Annotated in this window: 23 protein-coding genes; 1 reads left to right on the top strand and 22 read right to left on the bottom strand. The window is 30.4% G+C overall.

Annotated elements, in window-relative coordinates:
• Positions 1-10: 10 nt before the first annotated feature.
• The 20 genes from Q0958_RS03740 to Q0958_RS03645 form a co-directional block, all read right to left on the bottom strand.
• A complete protein-coding gene (locus tag Q0958_RS03740; RefSeq protein ID WP_299119761.1) occupies positions 11-706 on the bottom strand; it encodes an ABC transporter ATP-binding protein in 696 nt (231 codons plus the stop codon).
• Positions 707-732: 26 nt separating this feature from the next.
• The gene (locus Q0958_RS03735) at positions 733-2,199 is read right to left on the bottom strand and encodes a DUF5687 family protein (RefSeq protein WP_299119759.1); all 1,467 of its coding nucleotides are present in this window, start codon (positions 2,197-2,199) and stop codon (positions 733-735) included.
• Positions 2,200-2,316: 117 nt separating this feature from the next.
• Positions 2,317-2,817, bottom strand: a complete 501-nt coding sequence (locus Q0958_RS03730) for a DUF1761 domain-containing protein (protein ID WP_299119757.1) — start codon at positions 2,815-2,817, stop codon at positions 2,317-2,319.
• Positions 2,818-2,904: 87 nt separating this feature from the next.
• Positions 2,905-3,897, bottom strand: a complete 993-nt coding sequence (locus Q0958_RS03725; protein ID WP_299119754.1) for a DUF4837 family protein — start codon at positions 3,895-3,897, stop codon at positions 2,905-2,907.
• A gap of 31 nt (positions 3,898-3,928) precedes the next feature.
• Positions 3,929-5,455, bottom strand: a complete 1,527-nt coding sequence (locus tag Q0958_RS03720) for a lytic transglycosylase domain-containing protein (protein ID WP_299119751.1) — start codon at positions 5,453-5,455, stop codon at positions 3,929-3,931.
• A gap of 7 nt (positions 5,456-5,462) precedes the next feature.
• Entirely contained in the window at positions 5,463-6,224 is a 762-nt protein-coding gene (locus tag Q0958_RS03715; RefSeq protein WP_150899467.1) for an exodeoxyribonuclease III, read from the bottom strand.
• A 3-nt stretch (positions 6,225-6,227) separates the two neighbouring features.
• The gene (locus tag Q0958_RS03710) at positions 6,228-7,004 is read right to left on the bottom strand and encodes a hypothetical protein (protein ID WP_299119748.1); all 777 of its coding nucleotides are present in this window, start codon (positions 7,002-7,004) and stop codon (positions 6,228-6,230) included.
• A 12-nt stretch (positions 7,005-7,016) separates the two neighbouring features.
• Entirely contained in the window at positions 7,017-7,673 is a 657-nt protein-coding gene (locus Q0958_RS03705) for a CoA transferase subunit B (protein WP_150899468.1), read from the bottom strand.
• A 4-nt stretch (positions 7,674-7,677) separates the two neighbouring features.
• On the bottom strand, positions 7,678-8,379 hold the full coding sequence (locus tag Q0958_RS03700; RefSeq protein ID WP_150899469.1) for a CoA transferase subunit A: 702 nt from the start codon (positions 8,377-8,379) through the stop codon (positions 7,678-7,680).
• A gap of 28 nt (positions 8,380-8,407) precedes the next feature.
• Positions 8,408-10,711 (bottom strand): transglycosylase domain-containing protein, encoded by a 2,304-nt coding sequence (locus tag Q0958_RS03695; RefSeq protein WP_299119743.1) that lies wholly within the window; start codon positions 10,709-10,711, stop codon positions 8,408-8,410.
• Positions 10,711-11,211 carry a gliding motility lipoprotein GldH gene (locus Q0958_RS03690; protein WP_299119740.1) on the bottom strand — a complete coding sequence of 167 codons (501 nt, stop codon included), beginning with the start codon at positions 11,209-11,211 and terminating at the stop codon, positions 10,711-10,713. The genes Q0958_RS03695 and Q0958_RS03690 overlap by 1 nt, the downstream gene beginning before the upstream one ends.
• Positions 11,186-12,649 (bottom strand): regulatory iron-sulfur-containing complex subunit RicT, encoded by a 1,464-nt coding sequence (ricT, locus tag Q0958_RS03685; RefSeq protein ID WP_299119737.1) that lies wholly within the window; start codon positions 12,647-12,649, stop codon positions 11,186-11,188. The genes Q0958_RS03690 and ricT overlap by 26 nt, the downstream gene beginning before the upstream one ends.
• Before the next feature lie 231 nt (positions 12,650-12,880).
• Complete coding sequence (locus Q0958_RS03680) at positions 12,881-14,569, bottom strand: glutamine--tRNA ligase/YqeY domain fusion protein (protein WP_299119734.1); 1,689 nt, start codon at positions 14,567-14,569, stop codon at positions 12,881-12,883.
• A 101-nt stretch (positions 14,570-14,670) separates the two neighbouring features.
• On the bottom strand, positions 14,671-15,117 hold the full coding sequence (locus Q0958_RS03675) for a hypothetical protein (protein WP_299119732.1): 447 nt from the start codon (positions 15,115-15,117) through the stop codon (positions 14,671-14,673).
• Positions 15,118-15,294: 177 nt separating this feature from the next.
• On the bottom strand, positions 15,295-15,906 hold the full coding sequence (locus tag Q0958_RS03670) for a hypothetical protein (RefSeq protein WP_299119729.1): 612 nt from the start codon (positions 15,904-15,906) through the stop codon (positions 15,295-15,297).
• A 219-nt stretch (positions 15,907-16,125) separates the two neighbouring features.
• Positions 16,126-17,028: a hypothetical protein gene (locus Q0958_RS03665; RefSeq protein WP_299119727.1), complete on the bottom strand. Its 903-nt coding sequence runs from the start codon at positions 17,026-17,028 to the stop codon at positions 16,126-16,128.
• 79 nt (positions 17,029-17,107) lie between these two features.
• On the bottom strand, positions 17,108-17,968 hold the full coding sequence (locus Q0958_RS03660; protein ID WP_299119725.1) for a hypothetical protein: 861 nt from the start codon (positions 17,966-17,968) through the stop codon (positions 17,108-17,110).
• 9 nt (positions 17,969-17,977) lie between these two features.
• Complete coding sequence (locus Q0958_RS03655) at positions 17,978-18,850, bottom strand: hypothetical protein (protein ID WP_299119722.1); 873 nt, start codon at positions 18,848-18,850, stop codon at positions 17,978-17,980.
• 96 nt (positions 18,851-18,946) lie between these two features.
• Positions 18,947-19,999 carry a helix-turn-helix domain-containing protein gene (locus tag Q0958_RS03650; RefSeq protein ID WP_299119719.1) on the bottom strand — a complete coding sequence of 351 codons (1,053 nt, stop codon included), beginning with the start codon at positions 19,997-19,999 and terminating at the stop codon, positions 18,947-18,949.
• Positions 20,000-20,092: 93 nt separating this feature from the next.
• Positions 20,093-20,650 carry a YceI family protein gene (locus tag Q0958_RS03645; RefSeq protein ID WP_150899480.1) on the bottom strand — a complete coding sequence of 186 codons (558 nt, stop codon included), beginning with the start codon at positions 20,648-20,650 and terminating at the stop codon, positions 20,093-20,095.
• A gap of 85 nt (positions 20,651-20,735) precedes the next feature.
• On the opposite strand from Q0958_RS03645, the gene Q0958_RS03640 reads away from it, so the two are divergent.
• Positions 20,736-21,557, top strand: coding sequence for an AraC family transcriptional regulator (locus Q0958_RS03640; RefSeq protein WP_299119713.1), 822 nt, complete (start codon positions 20,736-20,738; stop codon positions 21,555-21,557).
• 39 nt (positions 21,558-21,596) lie between these two features.
• On the opposite strand, the gene Q0958_RS03635 is transcribed toward Q0958_RS03640, so the two are convergent.
• Together Q0958_RS03635 and Q0958_RS03630 are read right to left on the bottom strand one after the other, a co-directional pair.
• The gene (locus Q0958_RS03635) at positions 21,597-23,441 is read right to left on the bottom strand and encodes a M1 family metallopeptidase (protein ID WP_299119711.1); all 1,845 of its coding nucleotides are present in this window, start codon (positions 23,439-23,441) and stop codon (positions 21,597-21,599) included.
• Between the two features lies 1 nt (position 23,442).
• Entirely contained in the window at positions 23,443-23,847 is a 405-nt protein-coding gene (locus tag Q0958_RS03630) for a hypothetical protein (RefSeq protein ID WP_299119709.1), read from the bottom strand.
• Positions 23,848-23,857: the final 10 nt, after the last annotated feature.

The following is a 23,857-nucleotide window of genomic DNA, read 5'->3' as shown; positions in this document are numbered from 1 at the left end:
CAAACATATATTAAGCCGAAAAATAACTTTCTAATTCTTGCAATGTTTCTTGTGATGTATTGATATCTTTTACCACATTTCCTTTGTCTAAAACTACTATTCGCTCACAAACATCGGTTACATGACTTAAATCGTGACTTGATACTAACACTGTAACTTCCTTATTCTCTGTTAAGGTTTTTATTATATTTTTCAGCCTAATTTGAGTCGTTGGATCTAAATTTGCAAAAGGTTCATCTAAAATTACTACTTGTGGGTTCCCCATCATAGCAGCAACAATTCCTGCTTTTTTCTGATTTCCTTTACTTAAGTCTCTTAAATATTTTTTCTTTCCTAAGATTTCTCCGTTAAAAAATTCTTCAAACTGAGTTAAATAAGATTTCACATCTGCCCTATTCATCCCTCGCAAATCTCCAATAAACTCAAAATACTCCATAGGAGTTAAATAACTTATTAGAAAGGATTCATCAATAAAAGATCCTGTAAAAGTTTTCCAGTCTTCGCTTTTATTTACTACTACTTCATTATTTATTATTTCACCTGTTGTTGGTCTTATCAAATCCAACAAAATATTAAAATATGTTGTTTTTCCTGCTCCATTATTACCTACCAAACCAAATGATTGACCTGTTGGAATTTCTAATGTTTCTATATTTAAGACTTCAGTTTGTCCGTATTTTTTTGATATATTATTTGATCTAATCATGTTTTCTTCTTTTAATTTTTTATGTTTTAAGCTTCTTTTCCAAAGGCATTAATCATTGCATATTTATCTTTAATATACTTTGCCTCAATTAAATTCATAAAATAGTTTTTAAATACTAATCCTATTACTCCTACTAACGCTACTACAATAAATCCTGAATTATATCCAACGAATTTATCAAACACCCAAAATATAGCCATTGGAAATAACATTAATGGTAGTATAATTAAGAACTGTGTTGCACTAGTTCCTTGTGTATTACCAAAACCTCCTTTTGTCAAATCAATTCTTTTTCTATTAAAAGAGCCGGCATATAATAAAAACAATGAGTTGAATCCTATATTAAAAACAGCTCCACAAGTAATCATTAAAAATATCCTAGTTCCAAAATATAAATAAGGAATACTTAAAAAGTATAAGATTGATGTCATAGCCACCATTAAAAACCATTTTGATTCTAAGAATTTTCTATACCTAAAACTTTGACTCATTAACATTTTATAATGTGAACTATCCCAAGCTGGAATAAATTGTCCATAGTTTAGTGCAAATCCTCCAGTTATAAATAATGAAGCAAACATTAGCATTGCAGGCATTTTCTGATATGTTTCTTGAGTAAAGAAAATTAACCCATAAAAAAGAAATAGAAAGGACATTAAAAAAACTGTTTTTGTTCTTTTATTTCTCCAAATTAATCGAATATCATTTTTAATAAATGGTGCTACATCACCTAATCTTTCTGTCCAAGATAAATCAACAGTAGTTGCTACTTCTGTTTTTACAGCAACAATATCATCTAAGTAAACTCTATTTCTTAATTGTTTAAAGTTTATATAAAACAATACAACTGCTAAAACTAATGGAATAAAAGCTAATACTGGATTTTCTACAACTCCATCAAATATTTGTTGGCTATAAATAGAAACATCGAAACTCGTGAACTTTTGTAAAGCAACTAGACCAACCAACAAAACAGCAATAAACGTAAATACTTTATTATCCTTATTTATTAGAAAATTTAAAAAGTTATTAGCTTGAATAACACATAACATTGCAAATAGCCAGCCTAAAATTCCAATTGCATTATAATCATGATTAATTAATACTATTGCAAAAGGGATATAAAAAAATAATGGTAAAAAATTAAATCCTGAAAAAGCTGATTTACCTAAAAGATAATAAACTAACTTATCTTTTTTTATTGGAAGTATCAATAATGGCTTTATGTTCATTACTGGTAATTTTTGCATTAAATAACGAAAAATTAAATCTCCCAAAATAGCAAAAACTAACATCGAATTAACTATTTGTAAAGGATCTTGCTCTGGAAATGTTTTTTTCAAAATAAAATACCCTCCTATACCAATACTTAAAAAAGCCACTATAAAATAAAGAATAAAAAATCCCATTATTATTTTTAGTGCTAGTCCTTTTTGCCAATAAGAAGAACGAAAATATTGTTTCCATTCTAATTTTAAAAAGTGTAAAATCATTTGGTTTGTTATTAATTGATTGCTTATATGTATTCGTTTTTTAATTTTTGTTACATAAAAAAAGCATCAATTTTATAAAACTGATGCTTTTTAATATTCTTTTTTTGTCCAATACACTTATGCCCACTGACAAATTACTCCTCCCATTAATGCTAATGTTATAATCCAATATCCTGCATTTATAAACACATATTTAAAACTCTTTCTTTCAAATAATGCTTGTGTTCCTAAAATTGGTAAGCTTATAAATAATCCAATCATAGTTCCATGCAGTGCTCCATGACCAAATGTTCTGAATCTATCTCCAAAATTAGACATGAATTCTTTAAAGTAAGCAAATGCTCCTCCTGTTTGCTCCATAAAACCTGGCTCTCCCATTAATACTGACTGTACTCCCCATTGATGTATTACTAATGTTTGTAATATAAATGCTAGTAAAAAACTAAACACATAAGAGAGTCCAAAAATCTTTCCCATATTAGCTCCCTTCATTGATTCTTCTGTAAAGTTGACCTCTTTCATCCAAGCATTTTTAAAAAGCATTGGACCATACCAAATAAATCCCATCACCATAGGAACTAAGGCAGCTATAGCGGTAATTAAAAAATTAAATTTCATAAATATAAAGTTTTGGTTTACAATCAAATATAACAAAAAAAGCATCAAATAATTATTTGATGCTTTTCTACTTATTTTCTTTAAAATTTATTTAATCTTCATTGATTTTGCTATTGCTTCTAATTCAAAAAGAAAATCACGTTTATTTACTGAAGGTGCATATGTAAATCCTTCAAAAATTACCAATCGGTTATTTTTCTTATCGATTACTGTATAGTTTATAAATGGTCCTGCCATAAAATCGTTTTTTACTTCCCATTTACCTCTGGTTTCATATGCTTTCTTACCATCTATTTCGGCATCAAATGTAAAAGGTGTGTATGCTTGTTCTGTAATCATATACATTCCTTCTTTACTACCTGGAATATATTTCTTCCCTATAGTATCACGTACCGCTGTAATATTATCTGCAACTTTAGTTTCATCTTCTAAAGGAACACTGTATATTAAAATATTATTAGTTCCATCTCCTCTTGCTATACCACTCTTTAGATGCTGTCTCATCCATAAAAAATCACCCGTATCCTCAACTAAATTATATCTTTTAGGAATATCAACTGTTAATCCAAGGTTTTGAATTGTTTTAAACTTTGTTTCATCGACACGTTCTTTTTTAAAGATGTTTTGAGTAAATCTTATATCTTCATCTTTAAACAACTTAATTATCTCTTTTCCTCTGTTCTTTATTAAGTTTATAAGCCCTTCTTTACCTTTTGCTGTTGCATAAACAATAATTTGAGGTGCAGCATATCTGTTTTTCTCTACTTTTATACTTTCATCTGTACCTTCTTGAAGTATCAAAACCGCTTTAGCATGCCTCATAAAACTACTAAAACCTACGGGATCTATCTGCCCAACAGATAATAACGTTTCTGGTTGTGGCAATCCAACTTGATGTTCTCCAAATACAGTTCGAATTTCATCTCCAATTTTACCTTCCCAATCGGCTGCTTTGGTTACAACCATTATTTTATTGGTTTTACCATTAGAAGTTGGTAAAGTATAGCCGCTCTTTCCGTCTCCTGTTTTACACGAAATTACTAAGCACGCCAATACTAATATGGTTACTATTTTCTTCATAGTTTATACTTTAATTGTTTAGTTGTAGAATTTAGCTTTTAAAAATTTTAAGCTTCATTCCAGGTTTTAGACTTTTTACACTCCAAATATTATTCCATTTTTTAATTTGTTCAATAGAAATTGATGGATATTTTTTAGAGATAGTCCATAATGAATCTCCATTCTTAACAATATATATTTCATGCTCACCTTTTGGTGTTTCAAATTTCTTTTTAGAAGCTTGTTTTGGTATTGCTAATTTTTTAGGATAAATACTTAAGCGTTGGCCTATTTTAAGTCTATTATTACGTAAACCATTCCAACGTTTTATATCTCTTACTCTTACTCCAAACTTATTTGCTATTTTCCCTAAATAATCTCCACTACGCACTCTATAACGAATACGCTTATCCATTTCGAAGTACTTAGGTAATGGTTTTTCTCTCTTGGCATCATCTTCATTTGCCAAGGTATAGATATCCTTCTCTTTATCTAAGAATTCTATTACACTTCTTCGTGGTAATCTAACTGCATAATTTTTCCCTTTTACATATGGAATTATGTCTAGTTTATACGATGGATTTAAAAACGATAATAAATCTGTATCGATTTTTGTTTTTTCTGAAATCTGATCAAAACTTATAGTTCTTTTTACCCTTACTGTATCTGTTTCAAAGTGAAATATTTTTGGTGCTTCTGGATAAATCCCATGTTCTTCTGCATATTCAAAAATATACATCGTTGCGTAAAAAGCTGGTACATATCCTGCTGTTTCCCTAGGTAAAAAAGGTCTAATATTCCAGTAGTTTTTATAACCTCCAGATCGTTTAATTGCTTTTGACACATTTCCTGGTCCTGAATTATATGCTGCTAAAGCTAAATCCCAATCTCCAAATATTTTATATAACTGACTTAAGTATTTACAAGCTGCTATAGTTGCTTTTACTGGATCTTGCCTATCGTCTACATAAGAATTAACTTTCAAATCAAACTGAACTCCTGTTCCATACATAAATTGCCATAAACCCGTTGCTCCTACTCTTGAACGAGCATCTGGACGTAAAGCTGATTCAACAATCGCTAAATATTTCATCTCTAATGGTACATCGAACTGATCTAAATATTGTTCGAACATTGGAAAATAATACTTGGCTTTTGCCATTAAAGCTGGATAATACTTTTTACGATATTTTAAATAACCATTTATTACTTTTTCTAAAGCTGGATTGTATGCTAAATGAAATGGTGTTTTTACATCTATATCATTCAATCGTTTTTTTAATAAATCTGTTGAAAGTACTGTAGTTGTATTCCCTAGAATGTCTTTATCGTTTATTACATACTGAATACTATCAAACAACGATGAATTAAACTTTTCTTCTATTAGCAAACTATCAATCATTTTCAAATCGGCATCTGAAAACAAATCTTCTGCTTGCTTTGTTTTAATAGAATCTTTTGCTACAATCGTTGAATCAACAGCAATTTCTAGGTTTGGTTTTTCTACTGAAGTACTGTCAACAGGTTGTTGTGCAAAAATTGAAACTGTAAAAAAAAGTAGTAATAGTAAGTTTTTCATCTTTGGTTTAAATATCTAATTCTACAGCTATTGGACAGTGGTCTGAATGCTTTGCTTCTGGTAAAATATAAGCTCTAGAAATTTTGTCTTTCAAAGGTTCAGTAACCATTGCATAATCTAATCGCCATCCTTTATTATTAGCTCTAGCATTCGCTCTATAACTCCACCATGAATACTCTTGTCTTTCTGGATTTAAATGACGGAAACTATCTATAAATCCACTATCTATAAATTTACCTAACCATTCCCTTTCTTCTGGTAAAAAACCTGAAACTCCTTTCATTTTTGGGTTATGAATATCAATCTCTTCATGACAAATATTATAATCTCCACAAATTACTAAGTTTGGAATTGTTTTACGTAACTCAGTAGCATACGCTAGTATTTCATCCATATAGTTAAACTTATAATCTAACCTTGCTGAATTTGTTCCTGACGGTAAATACATACTCATTATTGAAACCTCATCGAAATCTACACGAAGGTTTCTTCCTTCAAAATCCATAGATTCTATCCCTGTTCCATATTCTATATGCTTTGGCTCTTCTTTGCAAAACACTGCTACAGATGAATATCCTTTCTTTTCTGCTGAAAACCAATAGTGATATGGGTATCCAGCATTTTCAAACTCAGTTACATCTAATTGTTCTTTATGTGCTTTGGTTTCTTGTATGCAAATTACATCTGGACTAGCTGCTTTTAACCAATCTATAAATCCTTTTTTTAAAGCGGCACGTATTCCGTTTACGTTATATGAGATTATTTTCATTAACTATTCTATAATTATGTTCTCTAATTTATTCAGTTCAGCGTCTAAATCTGATAAAATTTCAAGCTTTCCTTCTTTGATTTTATAAATAGCAATTTTCTTTCTTCTATGTTCTTCCTTTAATGCATTCCTTTCAGTATAATGAATTAATATTTGAGAATTAGATTTAATAAAATCAAAACGATCAATATTCATCTTACTAGTTACTTGCTTTAGTTTTTCTCCATTCAGATTTGATATAAACAAATCATGCTTATCTCCTGAATTCAATTTCCCATCCTTATTAGAATCTTCAAAAGCAATTAAATACGCTATATATTTAACCGTTGTATCTGCTTCTTTTCTATTATAGCCATTAGACTTTCTTTGTGCTTCAATAGTTGATATAGAAGCTTTTTTATCAAGTAAAGAATTTATTACTTTATAGTTTTCATCTACAAAAACCACATTAACATACCTCAAAATTTCTTCACTTATATCATTTGCTGTAGAAGCAAATTTATTTATAGTTCTTTCTTCTTCATATGTTAATAAAGACACTGGCAAATATTGGTTTTTAGAATTATGTAACTCAACAAAATTATTATATCTTAAACCTTGTAAAGCTACCTTTTTCTCTTTTGCTTCTTTTAGTTCTTCTCCTATAATCACCCCTTCAGGAACCGTATTTCTATTACTCCTAAAAAAATCCTTACTAATTTGAAACAATACAAAAAATAAGATTATAGGAAGTAAAGTACCATTAAGAATTATTAAAAACTTGACATATTTATTTTTCATAGCAATTGTTTTTTAAATAGCCATTTCTGGTATTTCTCCATTTACAATTAAAGTACCTTCTGTTGCTTCTTGAATTTCTTCTACTGAAACCCCCGGTGCTCTTTCTAATAAATGAAAAGCATTATCTTTTATTTCAAGTACTGCTAAATTGGTAACTATTTTAGTTACACATCCAACCCCTGTTAATGGTAGTGAACATTTTTTTAGCAATTTAGATTCTCCTCTTTTATTGGTGTGCATCATTGCTACGATAATATTATCTGCTGATGCTACTAAATCCATAGCTCCTCCCATTCCTTTTACCATTTTTCCTGGGATTTTCCAGTTTGCAATATCTCCGTTTTGTGCTACTTCCATAGCTCCTAATACTGTTAACTGAACATGCTGCCCACGAATCATAGAAAAACTTGTAGCTGAATCAAAAATAGAACCTCCATCTAAAACCGTTACGGTTTGCTTTCCTGCATTAATTAAATCGGCATCTTCTGTACCTTCTACTGGAAAAGGTCCCATTCCAAGTAATCCGTTTTCTGATTGAAACTCTACTTCTATTCCTTCTGGAATATAATTTGCAACCAAAGTTGGGATTCCAATTCCTAAGTTAACATACCATTTATCTTGTAATTCTTGAGCTATTCTTTGTGCTATTTGTTGTTTTGTCAATGCCATCTTATTACAATTTTGGTGTTACTGTACGTTGTTCTATTCTCTTCTCATATTTTTCTCCTTGAAAAATACGTTGCACAAAAATTCCTGGAATATGAATCTGATTTGGATCTAATTCTCCAGCTGGCACTAGTTCTTCTACTTCAGCAACTGTAATGGTTGCTGCTCCACACATGTTTGGATTAAAATTACGTGCTGTTCCTTTAAATATTAAGTTTCCTGCCGTATCACCTTTCCATGCTTTTACAAAAGCGAAATCGGCTTTAAAAGCTGGCTCTAACACGTACATTTTTCCATCAAACTCTCTTGTTTCTTTCCCTTCTGCTACTTCTGTTCCGTATCCTGCAGGTGTATAAAATGCTGGAAAACCTGCTTGAGCAGCTCTACATTTTTCTGCTAATGTTCCTTGTGGCGTTAATTCTACTTCTAACTCACCAGATAACATTTGACGCTCAAACTCATCATTTTCTCCTACGTATGAAGAAATCATTTTTTTGATTTGTTTATTTTGTAATAATAAACCTAATCCAAAATCGTCAACTCCTGCGTTATTTGATATACAAGTAACATCTTTTACTCCTAATCTTACCAACTCTGCAATTGCATTTTCTGGTATTCCGCACAAACCAAAACCTCCTAACATAAAAGTCATTCCGTCTTTTACGCCAGCAACTGCTTCTTGTACGTTATTTATTTTTTTATTTATCATGTTTAGTTGTTTGTTTTTCTAAATACAATTAAAAATCAGTTTCTTCATCTTCTACTTCCTTCTCTTTCTCTTCAATATCTCCTTCTACTTTTTTCACCTCATCACAGTTGATATTGATTGATAAATCTCCCTCTGGTTTTTCAAAATCTTCTTTACTAATGTTAAGCGTTTTATCTTCATAACATTTTTTCATAAATAACCCCCAAGTTGGTAAAGACATTGTAGCTCCTTGCCCATATGCTATTCCTTTAAAGTGAGTAGCTCTGTCTTCTCCTCCTGTCCAAACTCCTGTTGCTAAATTTGGTACTATTCCCATAAACCAACCATCTGATTGATTTTGCGTTGTTCCTGTTTTTCCTGCAATTGGATTTTCTAACTTATAAGGGAACCCTGTTGATATTTTTTTATACTTAGTCCAATTTGATCTTAACCTTGCTCCAGACCCGCTTAAAGTTACACCTTTCATTAAATCAAGTATTACATACGAAGATTCTTCACTTAACACCTCTTTTGTTTCTGGTACAAACTCTTCTAATACAGTTCCATTTTTATCTTCAATACGTGTAATCATCATTGGACTTACTCGTAAACCTCTATTAGCAAAAGTTGCATAAGCACTTACCATTTCTATTAATGATAAATCTATAGCTCCTAAGGCTATTGACGGGTTTGCTTCTACTTTTGATTTTATTCCTGATGATTCTGCTAAACGTGCAACATTTATTGGCGACACTTTATCTATTAACTGTGCTGTTACTACATTTGTAGAGTGTGCTAATGCTTCTTTAAGAGTTAACTCTCCTCCATATTTATTATTTGAGTTTTTAGGTCTCCAGTCTTCTGGCATTCCATATTTCTCTTTTGGAATTGTGTATAAAATGTTTGGCAATTTATCGCAAGGAGACATTTTCAATTGGTTTATTGCTGTTGCATACACAAATGGTTTAAATGTAGATCCTACTTGACGTTTTTGTTGCTCTACTGCATCATATTTAAAATACTTATTATTAATTCCTCCAACCCATGCTTTTATATGCCCTGTTTGCGGCTCTATAGACACCAACCCAGAACGTAAGAAATGCTTATAATAACGGATTGAATCATAAGGAGTCATTACGGTATCTTTTTCTCCTTTCCATGAAAACACTCGCATATCTGTATCGGTATTGAACGATTTTTCTATCTCTTTTTCCGATTTTCCTGCCGCTTTCATTCTCTTATAACGTGTAGAACTTCTTTTTGCACGTTTCATACTATTCAAGATTTCTTTTTTATCTAAATCGTAAAACGGTGCTGTTCTATTCTTTTTCTGTTCTGCAAAGAAAAACGACTGTAAATTTGCCATATGCTCTTCTACTGCTTCTTCTGCATATTTTTGCATACGTGAATCAATTGTAACATATACTTTTAATCCATCTTTATATATATTGTATGGCTGTCCATTTGGCTTTAAATTATTCTTTGCCCACTTCTTTAATCGTTGTTTTAAATTTTCTCTAAAGTAAGTTGCCAATCCATCACTATGACTTTCTGGAGTGAAATTAATTTTTAATGGTAATTTTTGTAATGAATCTTTTTCTTTCTCTGTTAAAATTCCATTTTTTGCCATTTGTGAAAACACTACATTTCTTCTTTGTAATGATTTCTTTTTTGAAACTTTTCTGTGTGGATTATACTGTCTTGGATTTTTTAGCATTGCTACTAAAATTGCCGATTCCTGTAAGTCTAAATCTTTTGGTTCTTTTCCAAAATAAATACGTGCTGCTGAACGTATTCCTGTTGCATTAAAAAGAAACCCTTGTGTATTTAAATACATTGTTGCAATTTCTTCTTTTGTATACTGACGTTCTAACTTTACAGCCACCACCCACTCTTTCATTTTTTGGGTAATACGTACAACTATATTTCTTGAAGCTCTTCCTGTAAAAAGGTTCTTTGCTAATTGTTGTGTAATTGTACTTGCTCCTCCTCCAGCACCCATTTTGGCTACTGCTCTTGCTAAACCTCTAAAATCTATCCCTGAATGTTCGTAAAAACGTTCATCTTCTGTAGCTACTAGGGCTTTTATTAAGTTTTCTGGTAAATCTTTGTATTGGATTGGCGTTCTATTTGCTTTTACATAGTATTTTCCTAAAGTTTTTCCATCTGCTGAAATAACTTCTGTTGCTAAATCACTTTTAGGGTTTTCTAATTCTTCGAAAGATGGTAATGCTCCAAATACTCCCCAAGACGCTAATAAAAACATTAAACATAAAAATAAGAATCCACCTAAAACGATAGACCAAAACCACTTAATATATTTAACAAAACTGACTGCTTTTTTCTCTGCCATTATTTAATTTTTTCTATTCTAAACCCTACCTGAGTAACTCCTTCTAATTCTTCTATACCTTCAACTTCTCCGTTTTTTCGCATTGCTTGTCGAACTTTAAAGGTATATTCTCCGGCTTTTGGGAATGTTATGTTTTCTTTATAATAAAGTTTATTTTCTTTTATATCTGTAAATCCAGTTCCTAAAAATTTCCCTGTAAGATCAGCCATATCATACTCTAAAGTATCTATAATTGCTTCTCCATCTGGAAAATCCATTTGAGTTATTAAAAACAAGTTACTATAACCGTAATCTTTATTATTTCTTAAATTTATAAATAAGTTTTTCTTGTTTATAGAATCGTTTATAGTGAAAGTAAATGCTAGTGTATTTTCTTTATTCCATGAATTACCTGACAACGAAATATATTCATCGTACACGCCTTTTGAATCGCATGATGCTAGCATAAACATTGCTAAAAAGAATACTGCTATTTTACTCTTTATTATTCTTGTTTTCATTATTCTTATTTCCGTTAGGCTTTCTTTTTCTCTGATTATTATTTCTTCTTCTTTGATTATTTGGTTTTTTCTTTTGTGCTTGTGTTTTATTTTCTTCTGAACCTTTTTGAGGTTTTGGTTTATTTGACTTAGGATTACTTTTAGGCTTTTGCTTCCTGTTATCAACCCTTTTCTTGTCAGTTTTTTTATTATTTGGTTCTGCTTTAGCTTGATTTTTTTGTGGTCGTTTTTTCGGTTTTGCCTCCGTAGTATTATTTGATTCTTTCTTCGTTTTCGCTACTGGCTTTTTTCCTATTGGTTTTCTCGACCTTCTTCTATTTCCTCTTCTTGGCTTTTTTGGAGTATCAAAACGTGTTAAACTATCTTGTCCAACTACATTTTCAAAATTAACAGCTTCTTCTTCTGTAATTTCTAACTCATACTCATCTAACGGTAAAGCCAGTTCATTATTTTTATTCAATTCAATAATTTCATGAACTTGATCTAAGGATAACTTAAACCACTTAAAACTTTCTTCTTTGTAAGTATACCAAAGCATTTTTTTGAAAATATCCATTTTTACAAAAACGGCATCTCCTTTTTCTGTTTTAAGTATTTTGTCTTGCTTTGGAAAACTTTTTAATGCATCTAAATAGGTGTCTAATTCAAAATTTAAACAGCATTTTAATTTACCACACTGACCAGCTAATTTTAACGGGTTTAACGACAATTGTTGATAGCGTGCTGCTGCTGTATTTACCTTTCTAAAATCTGTTAACCAGGTTGAACAACACAATTCTCTACCACAAGAACCTACTCCTCCTAATCGAGCTGCTTCTTGACGCATTCCTACCTGACGCATCTCTACTCGAATAGAAAAAGTTCCTGCTAAATCTCTAATTAATTGTCTAAAATCTACACGTTCATCCGCAGTATAATAAAAAGTAGCTTTGGTACCATCTCCTTGATATTCCACATCTGAAAGCTTCATTTTTAATCCTAAACGACTAATTATTTCCCTTCCTTTTCGCTGTGTTTCAAGCTCTTTTTCTCTGGCAGCTTGCCAGATATCAATATCTTTTTGCGATGCTTTTCTATAAATTCTCTTAACATCTTCACTATCTGCAGCAATTTTTCGTTTCTTCATTTGAACTTTCACTAGCTCTCCTGCTAACGAAACAATTCCTACATCATGTCCTGATGATCCTTCAACTGCCACAATATCTCCCATTGAAACAGTTACTTTATCTGAATTTTTAAAAAAGTGCTTGCGTCCGTTTTTAAACCGAACTTCGTATATATTAAATGGTGCTTCACCTGTTGGTAAAGTCATATTTGATAACCAATCAAAAACGGCTAATTTATTCCCACTCCCACAAGTGCCTGTTGCACAATTTCCATTGCTTTTACACCCGTTAGGAACCCCGTTTTTGTTAGTTGAGCAACTGCTACAACTCATAAAATAGTATATTTTTATAAATATTTTTTAAACCTGATATTTATACAGTATCAAAAAACATTTTTTAATTATTGATTTCCAGTTAGATAAAGTTTATTTTATCACAACTTCCCTTAATCAGTAAAGATACATATTCTATTGAAATCTTAAAATGGAATCTTTGCATTAAAAAACTCCCTATAGTTTTTTAAAATCTATAGGGAGTTTTTATTGCTATTATAGTTCTTTAAACTATTTCTTTTTTGCCCAATTATCGCGTAATCCAACTGTTTTATTAAACACTAGGTTTTCTGGTGTTGAATCATCATCAACATTGAAATATCCTAATCGTTGGAATTGGAATCTGTCTCCTATTTTTGCTGTTTGTAAACTTGGTTCTACAAATGCTTCTATTTTTTCTAAAGAATCTGGATTTATAAACTCCATAAAGTCTTTGTCTTTGTGAGCATCTGGAGCCTCGTCTAAAAACAATCTATCATAAGCTCTTACCTCAGCTTTTACTGCATGTTTTACAGAAACCCAATGTAAAGTTCCTTTTACTTTACGCTTACTTTCTTCTGTTCCACTACCCGATTTTGTTAATGGATCATAAGTACAATGAATTACTGTGATATTTCCATTTTCATCTTTCTCACAACTTGTTGCTGTGATAAAATATGCATTCTTTAATCGAACTTCTTTTCCTAATTTTAATCTGAAGAACTTTTTATTTGCTTCTTCTCTAAAATCTTCTCGTTCAATATAAATTTCTCTTGAAAATGGCACTTCTCTTGTTCCTGAGTTTTCATCTTCTGGATTATTCTCAGCAATTAAAATTTCTTCTTCTCCTTCTGGGTAATTATCAATAATTACTTTTACTGGATCTAGAACTCCCATTACTCTATTGGCTGTTTTGTTCAAATCTTCTCTGATTTTAAACTCTAACAATGCCACATCTATTACATTCTCTCTCTTTGAAACTCCAACTGTTTCAATAAAGTTTCTAATTGATGCTGGGGTATATCCTCTTCTACGTAAACCTGAAATTGTTGGCATTCTTGGATCATCCCATCCATTTACAACACCTTCTTCTACTAATTTTAACAACTTACGCTTGCTCATTATAGTGTAACTTAAGTTTAAACGTGAAAACTCTCGTTGTTTTGGTGGATTTGGATAATTTGATTTACTATACTCATATACGTTATCTCTAAACCAATTGTATAATTCTCTATGTGGTTTAAACTCTAACGAACATAATGAGTGTGATATTTGTTCTATATAATCACTCTCTCCATGTGTCCAATCGTACATTGGATATATTACCCAATCGTTTCCTGTTCTATGGTGAGCTTTCTTTAAAATACGATACATTAATGGATCTCTCATTAACATATTTGGCGACGCCATATCTATTTTAGCACGTAAAACATGTGTTCCTTCTTCAAACTCTCCGTCTTTCATTCTAGTGAATAAATCTAGATTTTCCTCTACACTTCTAGTTCTATAAGGGCTATTTTCTCCAGCTTTTGTAGGCGTTCCTTTTTGTACTCGCATTTCTTCTGAAGTCTGGCTATCTACATATGCTTTCCCATCTTTTATCAATTGTACTGCCCAGTCATATAATTGTTGAAAATAATCAGATGAATACAATTCGTTTTCCCATTGATACCCTAACCAAGAAACATCTCTTTTTATAGCATCTACATACTCTTGTTCCTCTTTTGCTGGGTTTGTATCGTCGAAACGTAAATTTACTGGAGCATTGTACTTTTCTCCTAAACCAAAGCTAATTCCAATAGCTTTTGTATGTCCAATGTGTAAATATCCGTTTGGTTCTGGTGGAAAACGAAAACGTAAGTTTTCTTTTGGCATTCCATTTGCCAAATCTTCTTCAATAATTTGTTCTAAAAAATTCAATGATTTCTTTTCTTCTGACATTTTCTGTTGAATTTGAAGTGCAAAATTACATAATATACTTCTCTTTTTAGAAAATTAATCAAATTAAAATGCCTTCGTTTCCCACCTGTTTTTATAGCTTTCTAACTTCTAAACTTTTCTTTTTTTCTAAAAACCATATTTACTTTATAGGTTCCTTCTCCTCCATCTACTATGTTTAAAATATCTTCTCCATCGCTATCTCTACTGCTTGGCATTATTGCATTAGCGTTATAAGCATTTACATAATCGAAACCTAACTTAGACATTGCGTTTAATAAATCGGTTTGATTTCTTACTCTTAGCTTATCTCCATCTTGTAATAATGATTCTAGCTCTTCTAATTGATCTTTATAAGTTGATCTTTTCTTATCTATTATAATATTAATTCCTCCCAACAACTTTGTGTTTTGCGATGTTATAATAACATATTCTGGTAATTCATCAATTCCAATACTTGATGATTTTATTACCGATAATTCTTGCCCTTTTACGTTGAAAGCCGTTATTAAAAGTATTAATACCATTGTTGTTTTTACTAATTTTTTCATGTTTTTAAATTTTAGTTTAAATAAAAAACTCATATACAATATCTTTTTACAGATAAGGTATATGAGTTTCCATAGGTTAAATTACTTGCCTTCCCTATTTCTTCCTTATGTTAGAAAGCAAGCTTATATTTATTTGCCTTATTCGACGCAAGCCTTATAATTTTGTTACAAAATTTTTTATGATTTTAGCATCTTATATTTTACAATCTCTTCTTCTGTCATCCAGTGTATATCTTTAGCTGTGGCTGCATTTATAGTAAAATAATAAAATGCTTTTGCTTCTTCATCTATAAAACCAATAGATTTATAATAGTTAATATATGGTAAATGATTAGCGTGTCCCACTGGAAAATCAGTAGCTTCATTTTGTCCATTGGACCAAGAATGTACTCCTATTTTTGTTCCATTACCTCTTGTTCTTCTTTTTCCTGCTAAGAAAAAATCTACTCCTCCTGATGCTATTTCTGCATTATCCAATAAGTGGATTTCAATATTTAAATCATAAACTCTTTTCGATACTAGTAAATTAACCTCATCATCTGAAGAGCCATCACATTGTTTAATGTTTATTTTGGTTACCTTAGGGTTCTTTTGATATAGCTTATTAAAATTGACTAACGAACTACTATTAATAGTCCCATTCATTTCAACAGTCGTTCCGTCTTGTAAAACTTTAAATATTCCAAAAACTGTTTGAGAATCTTTAATTACAACTTCATTATTTTCTGTACAACTTGTTAATAACATGAAAAATGCTATTGTAACCATTACTATTTTTCTTGCTTTCATTTTTCTTGGTTTTTTAGATTAAACAAAAAAAGCACATACTCTAAACAATTATCTTTACGATAATTACTAAAGTATATGCTCTTAACACAAGGGTTGATAAATTATATTTCCAATTTCTTCTCTAGTGTTGAAATATAATTTTTATATAAAACACTTCAAACACATCTTACCCTACTAAAAATCAAAACACTACATCAATAAACTTTAAAAAACAACTATTTATTTACCATACGTTGCTAATTTCTCTAAAGTAGCTTCTGAAGGTGCTTTCATTATTTTACTAACGGTATTTTCTACCAATTGGTACCCTCTTGGAAATTTCTCTTTTAATTCTTCTTTATTTCTGATAACCCATTCTTCTTCGTTTGGCCCATACTTTTCTTGTAAATTCCAGTAGGTGCTAATTAACCAATAAGCAAATTCTTGTACTATTACTCTTTGGTAGATTTCTTTTTCGCTCTCCATATCTTTATAACTACTTACATCATAAAAACCTTTCTTTATTGCTTCTTGCATTATTAGATATACTTCTGATTCTTTATTATTGAAAGCCCATTCTTTTGGATACTCGTAATGCAAACCTATATCGGTTATAAAATGTAGTAAATGCTCTACCACTTCCATAGTTTGCCCTGGTTGCTTATACATAATTACATCGCAAATACTACATTCTTTTTCATATGTATTTTCCATCTCTATCATTACTTTTTCCGACATTGAATCGTGGTGACCAACAATTACCGGTATGGTTGCATTATACTGTAAAAGATTGTTTAATACTTTGTGTTGTCTTGACAAATTAAGTGTACTATCTTGTGGAAACATTTCTTTCATCGTTTGCCCAACATCTTTCAAAAAATCATCTGAAACCTTCTCCATTATTATAAAATCTAATCCTAAGACATTCATTTTTTTTGAAAAAACCCCTTTTGCTGATTCTATTTCAATAATTGAATTTAATGGATTTACTTTTTTGGTATTTTGAACTTCTTTAAATACGCAGCCTCCTATTTTATTTGAAGCTTCTATTTTTTCGACTTTACTTTCTTTCGATTTGGTTGTTATTACACATGCTTGTAAAAAACATGTAACAACACATACTATAGGTATTATTTTCTTCATATTTTTTTATTAAAAATACTCCTTCTCTTAACGAAAAGGAATATTTAATTCACATCAATCAATTCAACTTAAAACACATTTATCTTTTATAAGTTCCATCTGGTAAAACTGTTGGCAACTTATAGGTTGCATTTGTAAGCAAACTATAAATATCTTTATCTGTAGCTTGAACTTTTGCTTTCGTATTTAATTTCCACTCTTGCTGTATTTCTCCTAATCTATTTGCTTGTGCTCCTAGTATAGAAGTCATTGACCAGTAAAAATATTCTACGGTTTGACAACTTGCATAATCACAAGTACTATCATTATATGTATACCAAGCTCCTGCTGGATATGGATTTGGAATTGTTTGAAAATATCCTCCTCTTGCTTTGTCCATTGCATTGGCTAACTGAGTTCCTTTTTTTAAGCCAAAAACATTTGGATATGCTTTTGCATGACCTGCAAGGTTAATAATATGCCATATTTCTTCTAATGAAGCATCAAAACGTCCAGTATGACCATTTGTATGCCATGCTGGAACAGTTTCATCTGCTCCTAAATCTTGCCCTTGGTACCCACTTGGAAAACTTATATTGTTGTTTTGTGTTTTCCACATAAACAAAAATGCTTTGTTTTGCTTCATTGCATCTAACACTAACTGATTATCCACTACACCATCTTCATTATTATCTAAATATTGCGCCATTATATTTGCTGCATGCAATAGCTTTACATCTTCTACTCCTGCTAAAGCATAAATTGGAATTCCAAAAACCATTACTTTTTTAGGAAAACTACTGAACCCAGTATCTTTATTTGCTTCTATTTTAAAATTAGGGTCATTTCCTGCATTTACATTACCACCTGGAGTTACCACATTATTGTTGTCTGAACAAGAAGTACTACTTAAAGTAATAATTAATGTTGCTATTACTTTTAAACTTATAAACTTCATCATAATATTATCTTATTTAACTTTTGTTCCTATCATTTTTGTGTATCCTGCATTTACTTGCATTGGTACTTTTTTCTTTTTCATAAACTCTAATGCTTTCTTCTGGTGCGAGTTTAACTTATTACTCTGCCCTGCAAAATTGATTGCCCAAATTTGATGTATATACTCGTTTACCGCTGTTACTTTATCATAATTACCATTTTCTTCTGCATTTTGTACTGAAATGTCATATGTTTTTGCCGCGATATCATCATCCATATATTTACGTAAAACCCCTCCTGTTGTAAACTTAAATTCTGGATCTACTCTACTAAAAGCTTCTGTTACGGTATGAAATGTTTCTTCCCAAAGTGCATTAAACACTTGTGGTCTCCATGTTGAAGAATTTAACTCAGAAATTGTCCAACCTTTCCCATTATAATCTTTTACATAAGGCCAATTATCAGTTTGCATGCTCATTCCATACAATCCTTTTCCTTCTACTAAATTGGCTGCTGATATTTTATTAACCATTGATAAAGGCCCAGAAATAAAAACTAACTTTTGTGCCAACCATTTATTTAACTCTTTCTTATCATCATCAATAACACCATCGTTATTCTGATCTAAAAAAGAACTGAATAAACGTACACTATGATCGAATATATCTTTACCTGTTGTTCCAGGCGTTGTTTCATTGGACCCTGGTTTTGTTGCACTTCCTACAATATAAAATCCATTAATATGATGCACATAATCGGCATTTGCTTTTAAATAGGTTTCCAATGCATTTGTATTTGTTGCCCCTCCTTCTTCAACTAGTGTATCATTTTTAGAACAAGAAATGCTACTGGTTATTAAAATTGCAAAAGTTATTATACTTACTGAAAACATTTTTTTTATCATAATCTCAAAATTTTAGTTCAACTACTTCTTGAACATTTAACTTCAAAATTATAGCCATAAGTATAACAAAACACACCCTATAAGTCCGAGTTTCGGTTATTCAGACTTTTTTAAACTCTCCTGATATTGTTTGGGCGTAACCCCTTCCACATTTTTAAACACTGTATAAAATGTTGATTTTGAAGAAAATCCTGATTCTTGCGCTAAACCTAACAATGATAATTGCGCTGCTTTAGGTGAAGCTAGTAATTTTTTAAACTCTTGTACTCTAAATTGATTTACAAAATGATAAAAATTCTTTTTTGTATGTGTTTTTATCAATTTAGAAAGTTCTCTTTCTTTAATATTTACTTTTTCTGATAGTAATCGCAAGTTTAAATTTCCATCTAAATACAACTTCTCTCTTTGCATAATTTCTAACATTAATTTAAATTGATTTTCTGTATCTATAGAATCTACTTGTGTTTCTTTTTTCTCATCTGTTTGAAATAATGAAGTGGTAAATATTTCTTGTTGCGAAAAACCGTTATAGGCAATCCAATAAATCATAAAAAAGGTTAGAATTCCTGATGAAAAAGCAAAATACTGCGTTATAATTTCGTTTTGAAACCCAATAATATCTTCTAGAATCCAAAAGACATGAAAGAATAAGAATATGTACACAATTGTTCTAATCCATAAAAGTGTTTTATTCTCTATATCCGAATAGTAATCTGTTACTTTATTTTGATGTTCTTTAATATTTTTAAGAATTATATATAAGAGTATTAGATTAAATACGTATTCAAACCACTTTATTTCTTCCTCTGGAAAACCTACTAAATTTGATATCACAAATGGTATAAATAGTAGTAAATAAACCTTTCTAAACTTAACATTTAAAGTAGAATGCACATAGAGTAATAATAAAGGAATTGTAGCTAATGTTGTTTGAACTACTTGAATATGTATTGTTTCAAAAGTTAATGCCCCTAAAAAAGATTCCAATACTTCTATTCCCAAAGACCATAAAAACGCACCTAAAAAGATATTTGCATATTTATTTTTAGACTTTAATGTCATTAACAAAAAGCCAAGCATTATTGCCGTTGCTATTGATAGGACGTCTATTATCGACACTAAATTTAATTCAAACGTTACTTGTTCCATTTTTTAAAAATACAACAAATAAAAAAGGCAAAAAACTAAGATAGTTTTTTGCCTTAAAGGGAAAAATAATTTGTCTTTACGACAAATAAATTTTTATTGCTGATTCATTTCAATATTTATAGTTACAGCTACATCTTTTCCTACTGGGTTCATTCCTTTTCCTACATTAAAATCTTCTCTTTTTATAGTAGTAGTTAATTTTAACCCTGCTTTCTTTTTATTATTTCTTCCTTCAATAATACCATTTAACTTTCCTTTAAAAACTACTTCTTTTGTAATTCCTTTAATGGTAATATCTCCTTTTGTTTCAAACTCTTTTCCTTCTAACTTTTTAAAAGATGTACTTTTGAATACAATATTTGCATGTTTTGCTACATCGAAAAAATCTGCCGCTTTTAAATGATTATCTCTTCCTGATTGGTTTGTATTTATTGTTGCTGCATCTATTGATACTTCAAACTTTGGGTCTTCAAACTTATCATTACTAACTGCTGTAATATCAAACTTTCCAAAATTCCCTGTTACTTCTGAAATCATAAAGTGTGATACCGAAAAAGTGATTGACGAATGTGCATTATCTACTTTCCAAGTGGTTTGTGCATTTATGGTTAACGATACAAATGCTATAAGCGAAAAGATTATTTTTTTCATTATTTTTAAGTTTTTAAATCTGTGACGAAAGTATAGTTCGTTTTCCTTTAAAAGTTATTAAAAACAGAAAACTACTTATGAATTTATGCCCAATGATATTCCCATTCATAGCTTAACTACTGCTTATAATATAAATGTAGCTGCCATTTCTCATAATAATAGTTATGATTTTAACACTATTCATAAACATGATTATTTTGAAATTATGTTTTTTGAAAAAGGTGGAGGTTATCAACTTATTGACTTTAACAAAGTTCCTATTGAAGAAAATAGCTGTTATATTATTAAACCTAAACAACTACACTTAGTAAAAAGACATTTTAAAGCTGATGGTTTAATGATACAGTTTACCAAAGAAATGCTTTTTTCTGAAGCCTTTTTCTTACTTAAAAACTACTCTGATTCTTCTATTGTTTATCATAAAAACCCAAAGTTAACTGCTGTTTTTTTTGATTTATTAAACACTATTCTGAATGTTCAAAAAAGCAAATCTGAATTTTACAAGGAGAAATCAATTCACCTTCTTTCTACTCTTTTATATTCTTTAGAAGAAAATAGTTCGAATACTAATTTTAAACAAACTTCTAAAACCATTATTCAATTTATTGATTTGGTTGATATTTATCTTAATTCTAAAACTATTAATGAATACGCTCAAGCCCTAAACATTTCTAACAAGAAACTTTCCTTATTGGTAAAAAAAGAATTGAACACAACTCCTTTAAAATATATTCATGATGTTTTAATATTGAATATTAAACGTGATTTAGCTTTTAAAGAACTTAGTCATAAAGAAATTGCCTATAATTACAATTTTGATAGCCCTTCTAACTTTAGTCTTTTTGTAAAAAAACAAACAGGGTTTAATCCTTCTGAGCTTCAAAAAGAACTCATAAAAAAAGGCTGAGATAATTCTCAACCTTTTCTATTTATATATTTACTTTATTTACTCTTTTGTAAATGTATTATTCGATAAATTAATATCTGCCATTAATTTTGATGGGTCAATTTCTACCGATTTTACATCTTTTGATACTTCAAATGTATAGGTTGGATGTGCAAAAGTCCAGTCTTTTATAACTGTTGCATTTGTTGGCTTTTCTCCTCGCATCATACGTAATGGTATGTTAAATGCTTCTTTTGTACCATCTGTGTAAGTTACCTCTACATCTATTGGCATTGGCATTTTACCTATTCTTTCTAAAGTAATATCTTTTCCTTCTACAGATTTTACTCCATAATCTATCGTATGTGTAGTTTGTGTCCATTCGTTTAAGAACCAATCTAACTGGATTCCCGAAACTTTTTCTGCCGTTCTTTTAATATCGTTTGGTGTTGGATGTTTGAATGCAAAATCGTTAAAGTACTTTTTTAATGTTTTTGCTACATCTTCTTTACCAATGATATACTCTAGCTGTGTTAAAAAGATATTTCCTTTTGAATAGCTTCCCATTCCGTAAGCCATATTTGTATGATATCTATCTGCATGGGTTGATAATGGCTCTTCTGCATTATTACTCACAACATAATTATAGTATCTATATGATCCTGTATGTGGGTTTTCTTTTCCTTTATTTAAAATTTCATTCTCTGCCTTGTTTGAAATATAGGTTGTAAATCCTTCATCCATCCAAGGGTGCTTGCTTTCATTCGTTGCTAGTAAAAATTGGAACCATGTGTGTGCTAACTCGTGTGCTGTTACACCAAATAAACTCCCCCATTTACGTTTTCCTGTTATTAAAGTACACATTGCATACTCCATACCTCCATCTCCTCCTTGGATTACTGAATATTGTTTGTATGGATACTGCCCTATATGTTTACTAAAATAATCCATTAACTCTGCAGTCTTTGGCTGTAATTTCTTCCAATTTTCTTGAAAAAATGGCGATAAACTCTTTTTGTATAAGAAGTGTAAATCTATTCCATTTTCCATTTTATATGTATCATGAATATAGTCTGGATCTGCTGCCCAAGTAAAATCGTGCACATTTGGTGCTTTAAATTTCCATGTTAATTTATCTCCTGATGGTAAGTTTAATGCTTCGTTTTTATCTTCGTATCCGTGTCCTACTTCTTGTGCATTTTGTACATATCCTGTACCTCCTACTACATAGTTTTTATCGATATGTAAAGTTACATCAAAATTACCCCAAACTCCGTGGAATTCACGTCCTAAATAAGGTGGTGTATGCCATCCTTCGAAATCGTACTCAGCCATTTTAGGATACCACTGTGTCATTGATAATGCTACTCCTTCTTTGCTATCGCGACCAGAACGTCTAATTTGTTTTGGTACTTGCGCATCAAAAACCATATCAAACGTTACACTTTCTCCTGGTTGAATTGCTTTGTTTAATGTTACCTCTAAAATAGTCCCAACAGTTTCGTGTTTTACTTGTTTACCATCTTGTTTTAATGTATTTACTTTAATGTATCCTATTTCCGATGGTAATAATTTACTTATTCTATCGCCTACTCTTTTATCTGGATCTTTGATATTTCTTGAACGCACATCCATTTGAGACCCTGGTTGAAATGCATTAAAATACAGGTGGTAAAATACTTTGTTTAATACATCTGGTGAATTGTTAGTATATACTAACTTTTGAACTCCTTTGTACTGATATGTTTTTACATCCATATCAATATCCATAGTATAATCTACATGTTGCTGCCAATAAGTACTACTTGCCGAAGTTTGCTTATTTACAGGTGCTTTATCTACTTTCTTAGATGCCGCACAAGAAACTATTGACAATATTGAAAGTCCTAGTATTATTTTTTTCATCTTAAACTAATTTAATTCCCATGTTGGTTAATGTCTTTTTTAAGTTTTCTATTTCTTCTAAATTTTTCAAAATAGGAAAACTACGTCTTTTTCCGTTTAATAATTTTAAAAATATACGTTCTCTTCCGTATATCTTTTTAACCTCTACTCCTTCTATCTCTTCTAATTTATACATTGATTTCCATGATCTTTTTGTAAAAAAGAAGAATATTACAAGTATTGAAACTAATGCAAGAATTACTAATCCAATAAAAAGCAATTCGTTTTTTTCAAAACTTATATAAGATAATTGAAAGGTCATATTAAAAACGTTTACTATCATTAAAATAATAATTAACCATGTATGATTGGCTACTTCGTCTTTAATACTAATTTCTTTTTTTAATTTATTAAACTCTAACTTCATAAGTTATTTA

The sequence above is a fragment of the uncultured Tenacibaculum sp. genome, from assembly GCF_947499065.1.
Taxonomy (GTDB): Bacteria; Bacteroidota; Bacteroidia; order Flavobacteriales; family Flavobacteriaceae; genus Polaribacter.
The sequence above is the reverse complement of the archived record's forward strand: the minus strand, read 5'-3'. Positions and strand labels throughout refer to the sequence as shown.

What these genes read in the sequence shown, in the direction of transcription:
- Q0958_RS03740 (WP_299119761.1), bottom strand. Translation starts at nt 706, where the DNA reads ATGATTAGATCAAATAATATATCAAAAAAATACGGACAAACTGAAGTC.
- Q0958_RS03735 (WP_299119759.1), bottom strand. Translation starts at nt 2,199, where the DNA reads ATGATTTTACACTTTTTAAAATTAGAATGGAAACAATATTTTCGTTCT.
- Q0958_RS03730 (WP_299119757.1), bottom strand. Translation starts at nt 2,817, where the DNA reads ATGAAATTTAATTTTTTAATTACCGCTATAGCTGCCTTAGTTCCTATG.
- Q0958_RS03725 (WP_299119754.1), bottom strand. Translation starts at nt 3,897, where the DNA reads ATGAAGAAAATAGTAACCATATTAGTATTGGCGTGCTTAGTAATTTCG.
- Q0958_RS03720 (WP_299119751.1), bottom strand. Translation starts at nt 5,455, where the DNA reads ATGAAAAACTTACTATTACTACTTTTTTTTACAGTTTCAATTTTTGCA.
- Q0958_RS03715 (WP_150899467.1), bottom strand. Translation starts at nt 6,224, where the DNA reads ATGAAAATAATCTCATATAACGTAAACGGAATACGTGCCGCTTTAAAA.
- Q0958_RS03710 (WP_299119748.1), bottom strand. Translation starts at nt 7,004, where the DNA reads ATGAAAAATAAATATGTCAAGTTTTTAATAATTCTTAATGGTACTTTA.
- Q0958_RS03705 (WP_150899468.1), bottom strand. Translation starts at nt 7,673, where the DNA reads ATGGCATTGACAAAACAACAAATAGCACAAAGAATAGCTCAAGAATTA.
- Q0958_RS03700 (WP_150899469.1), bottom strand. Translation starts at nt 8,379, where the DNA reads ATGATAAATAAAAAAATAAATAACGTACAAGAAGCAGTTGCTGGCGTA.
- Q0958_RS03695 (WP_299119743.1), bottom strand. Translation starts at nt 10,711, where the DNA reads ATGGCAGAGAAAAAAGCAGTCAGTTTTGTTAAATATATTAAGTGGTTT.
- Q0958_RS03690 (WP_299119740.1), bottom strand. Translation starts at nt 11,211, where the DNA reads ATGAAAACAAGAATAATAAAGAGTAAAATAGCAGTATTCTTTTTAGCA.
- ricT (WP_299119737.1), bottom strand. Translation starts at nt 12,649, where the DNA reads ATGAGTTGTAGCAGTTGCTCAACTAACAAAAACGGGGTTCCTAACGGG.
- Q0958_RS03680 (WP_299119734.1), bottom strand. Translation starts at nt 14,569, where the DNA reads ATGTCAGAAGAAAAGAAATCATTGAATTTTTTAGAACAAATTATTGAA.
- Q0958_RS03675 (WP_299119732.1), bottom strand. Translation starts at nt 15,117, where the DNA reads ATGAAAAAATTAGTAAAAACAACAATGGTATTAATACTTTTAATAACG.
- Q0958_RS03670 (WP_299119729.1), bottom strand. Translation starts at nt 15,906, where the DNA reads ATGAAAGCAAGAAAAATAGTAATGGTTACAATAGCATTTTTCATGTTA.
- Q0958_RS03665 (WP_299119727.1), bottom strand. Translation starts at nt 17,028, where the DNA reads ATGAAGAAAATAATACCTATAGTATGTGTTGTTACATGTTTTTTACAA.
- Q0958_RS03660 (WP_299119725.1), bottom strand. Translation starts at nt 17,968, where the DNA reads ATGATGAAGTTTATAAGTTTAAAAGTAATAGCAACATTAATTATTACT.
- Q0958_RS03655 (WP_299119722.1), bottom strand. Translation starts at nt 18,850, where the DNA reads ATGATAAAAAAAATGTTTTCAGTAAGTATAATAACTTTTGCAATTTTA.
- Q0958_RS03650 (WP_299119719.1), bottom strand. Translation starts at nt 19,999, where the DNA reads ATGGAACAAGTAACGTTTGAATTAAATTTAGTGTCGATAATAGACGTC.
- Q0958_RS03645 (WP_150899480.1), bottom strand. Translation starts at nt 20,650, where the DNA reads ATGAAAAAAATAATCTTTTCGCTTATAGCATTTGTATCGTTAACCATA.
- Q0958_RS03640 (WP_299119713.1), top strand. Translation starts at nt 20,736, where the DNA reads ATGCCCAATGATATTCCCATTCATAGCTTAACTACTGCTTATAATATA.
- Q0958_RS03635 (WP_299119711.1), bottom strand. Translation starts at nt 23,441, where the DNA reads ATGAAAAAAATAATACTAGGACTTTCAATATTGTCAATAGTTTCTTGT.
- Q0958_RS03630 (WP_299119709.1), bottom strand. Translation starts at nt 23,847, where the DNA reads ATGAAGTTAGAGTTTAATAAATTAAAAAAAGAAATTAGTATTAAAGAC.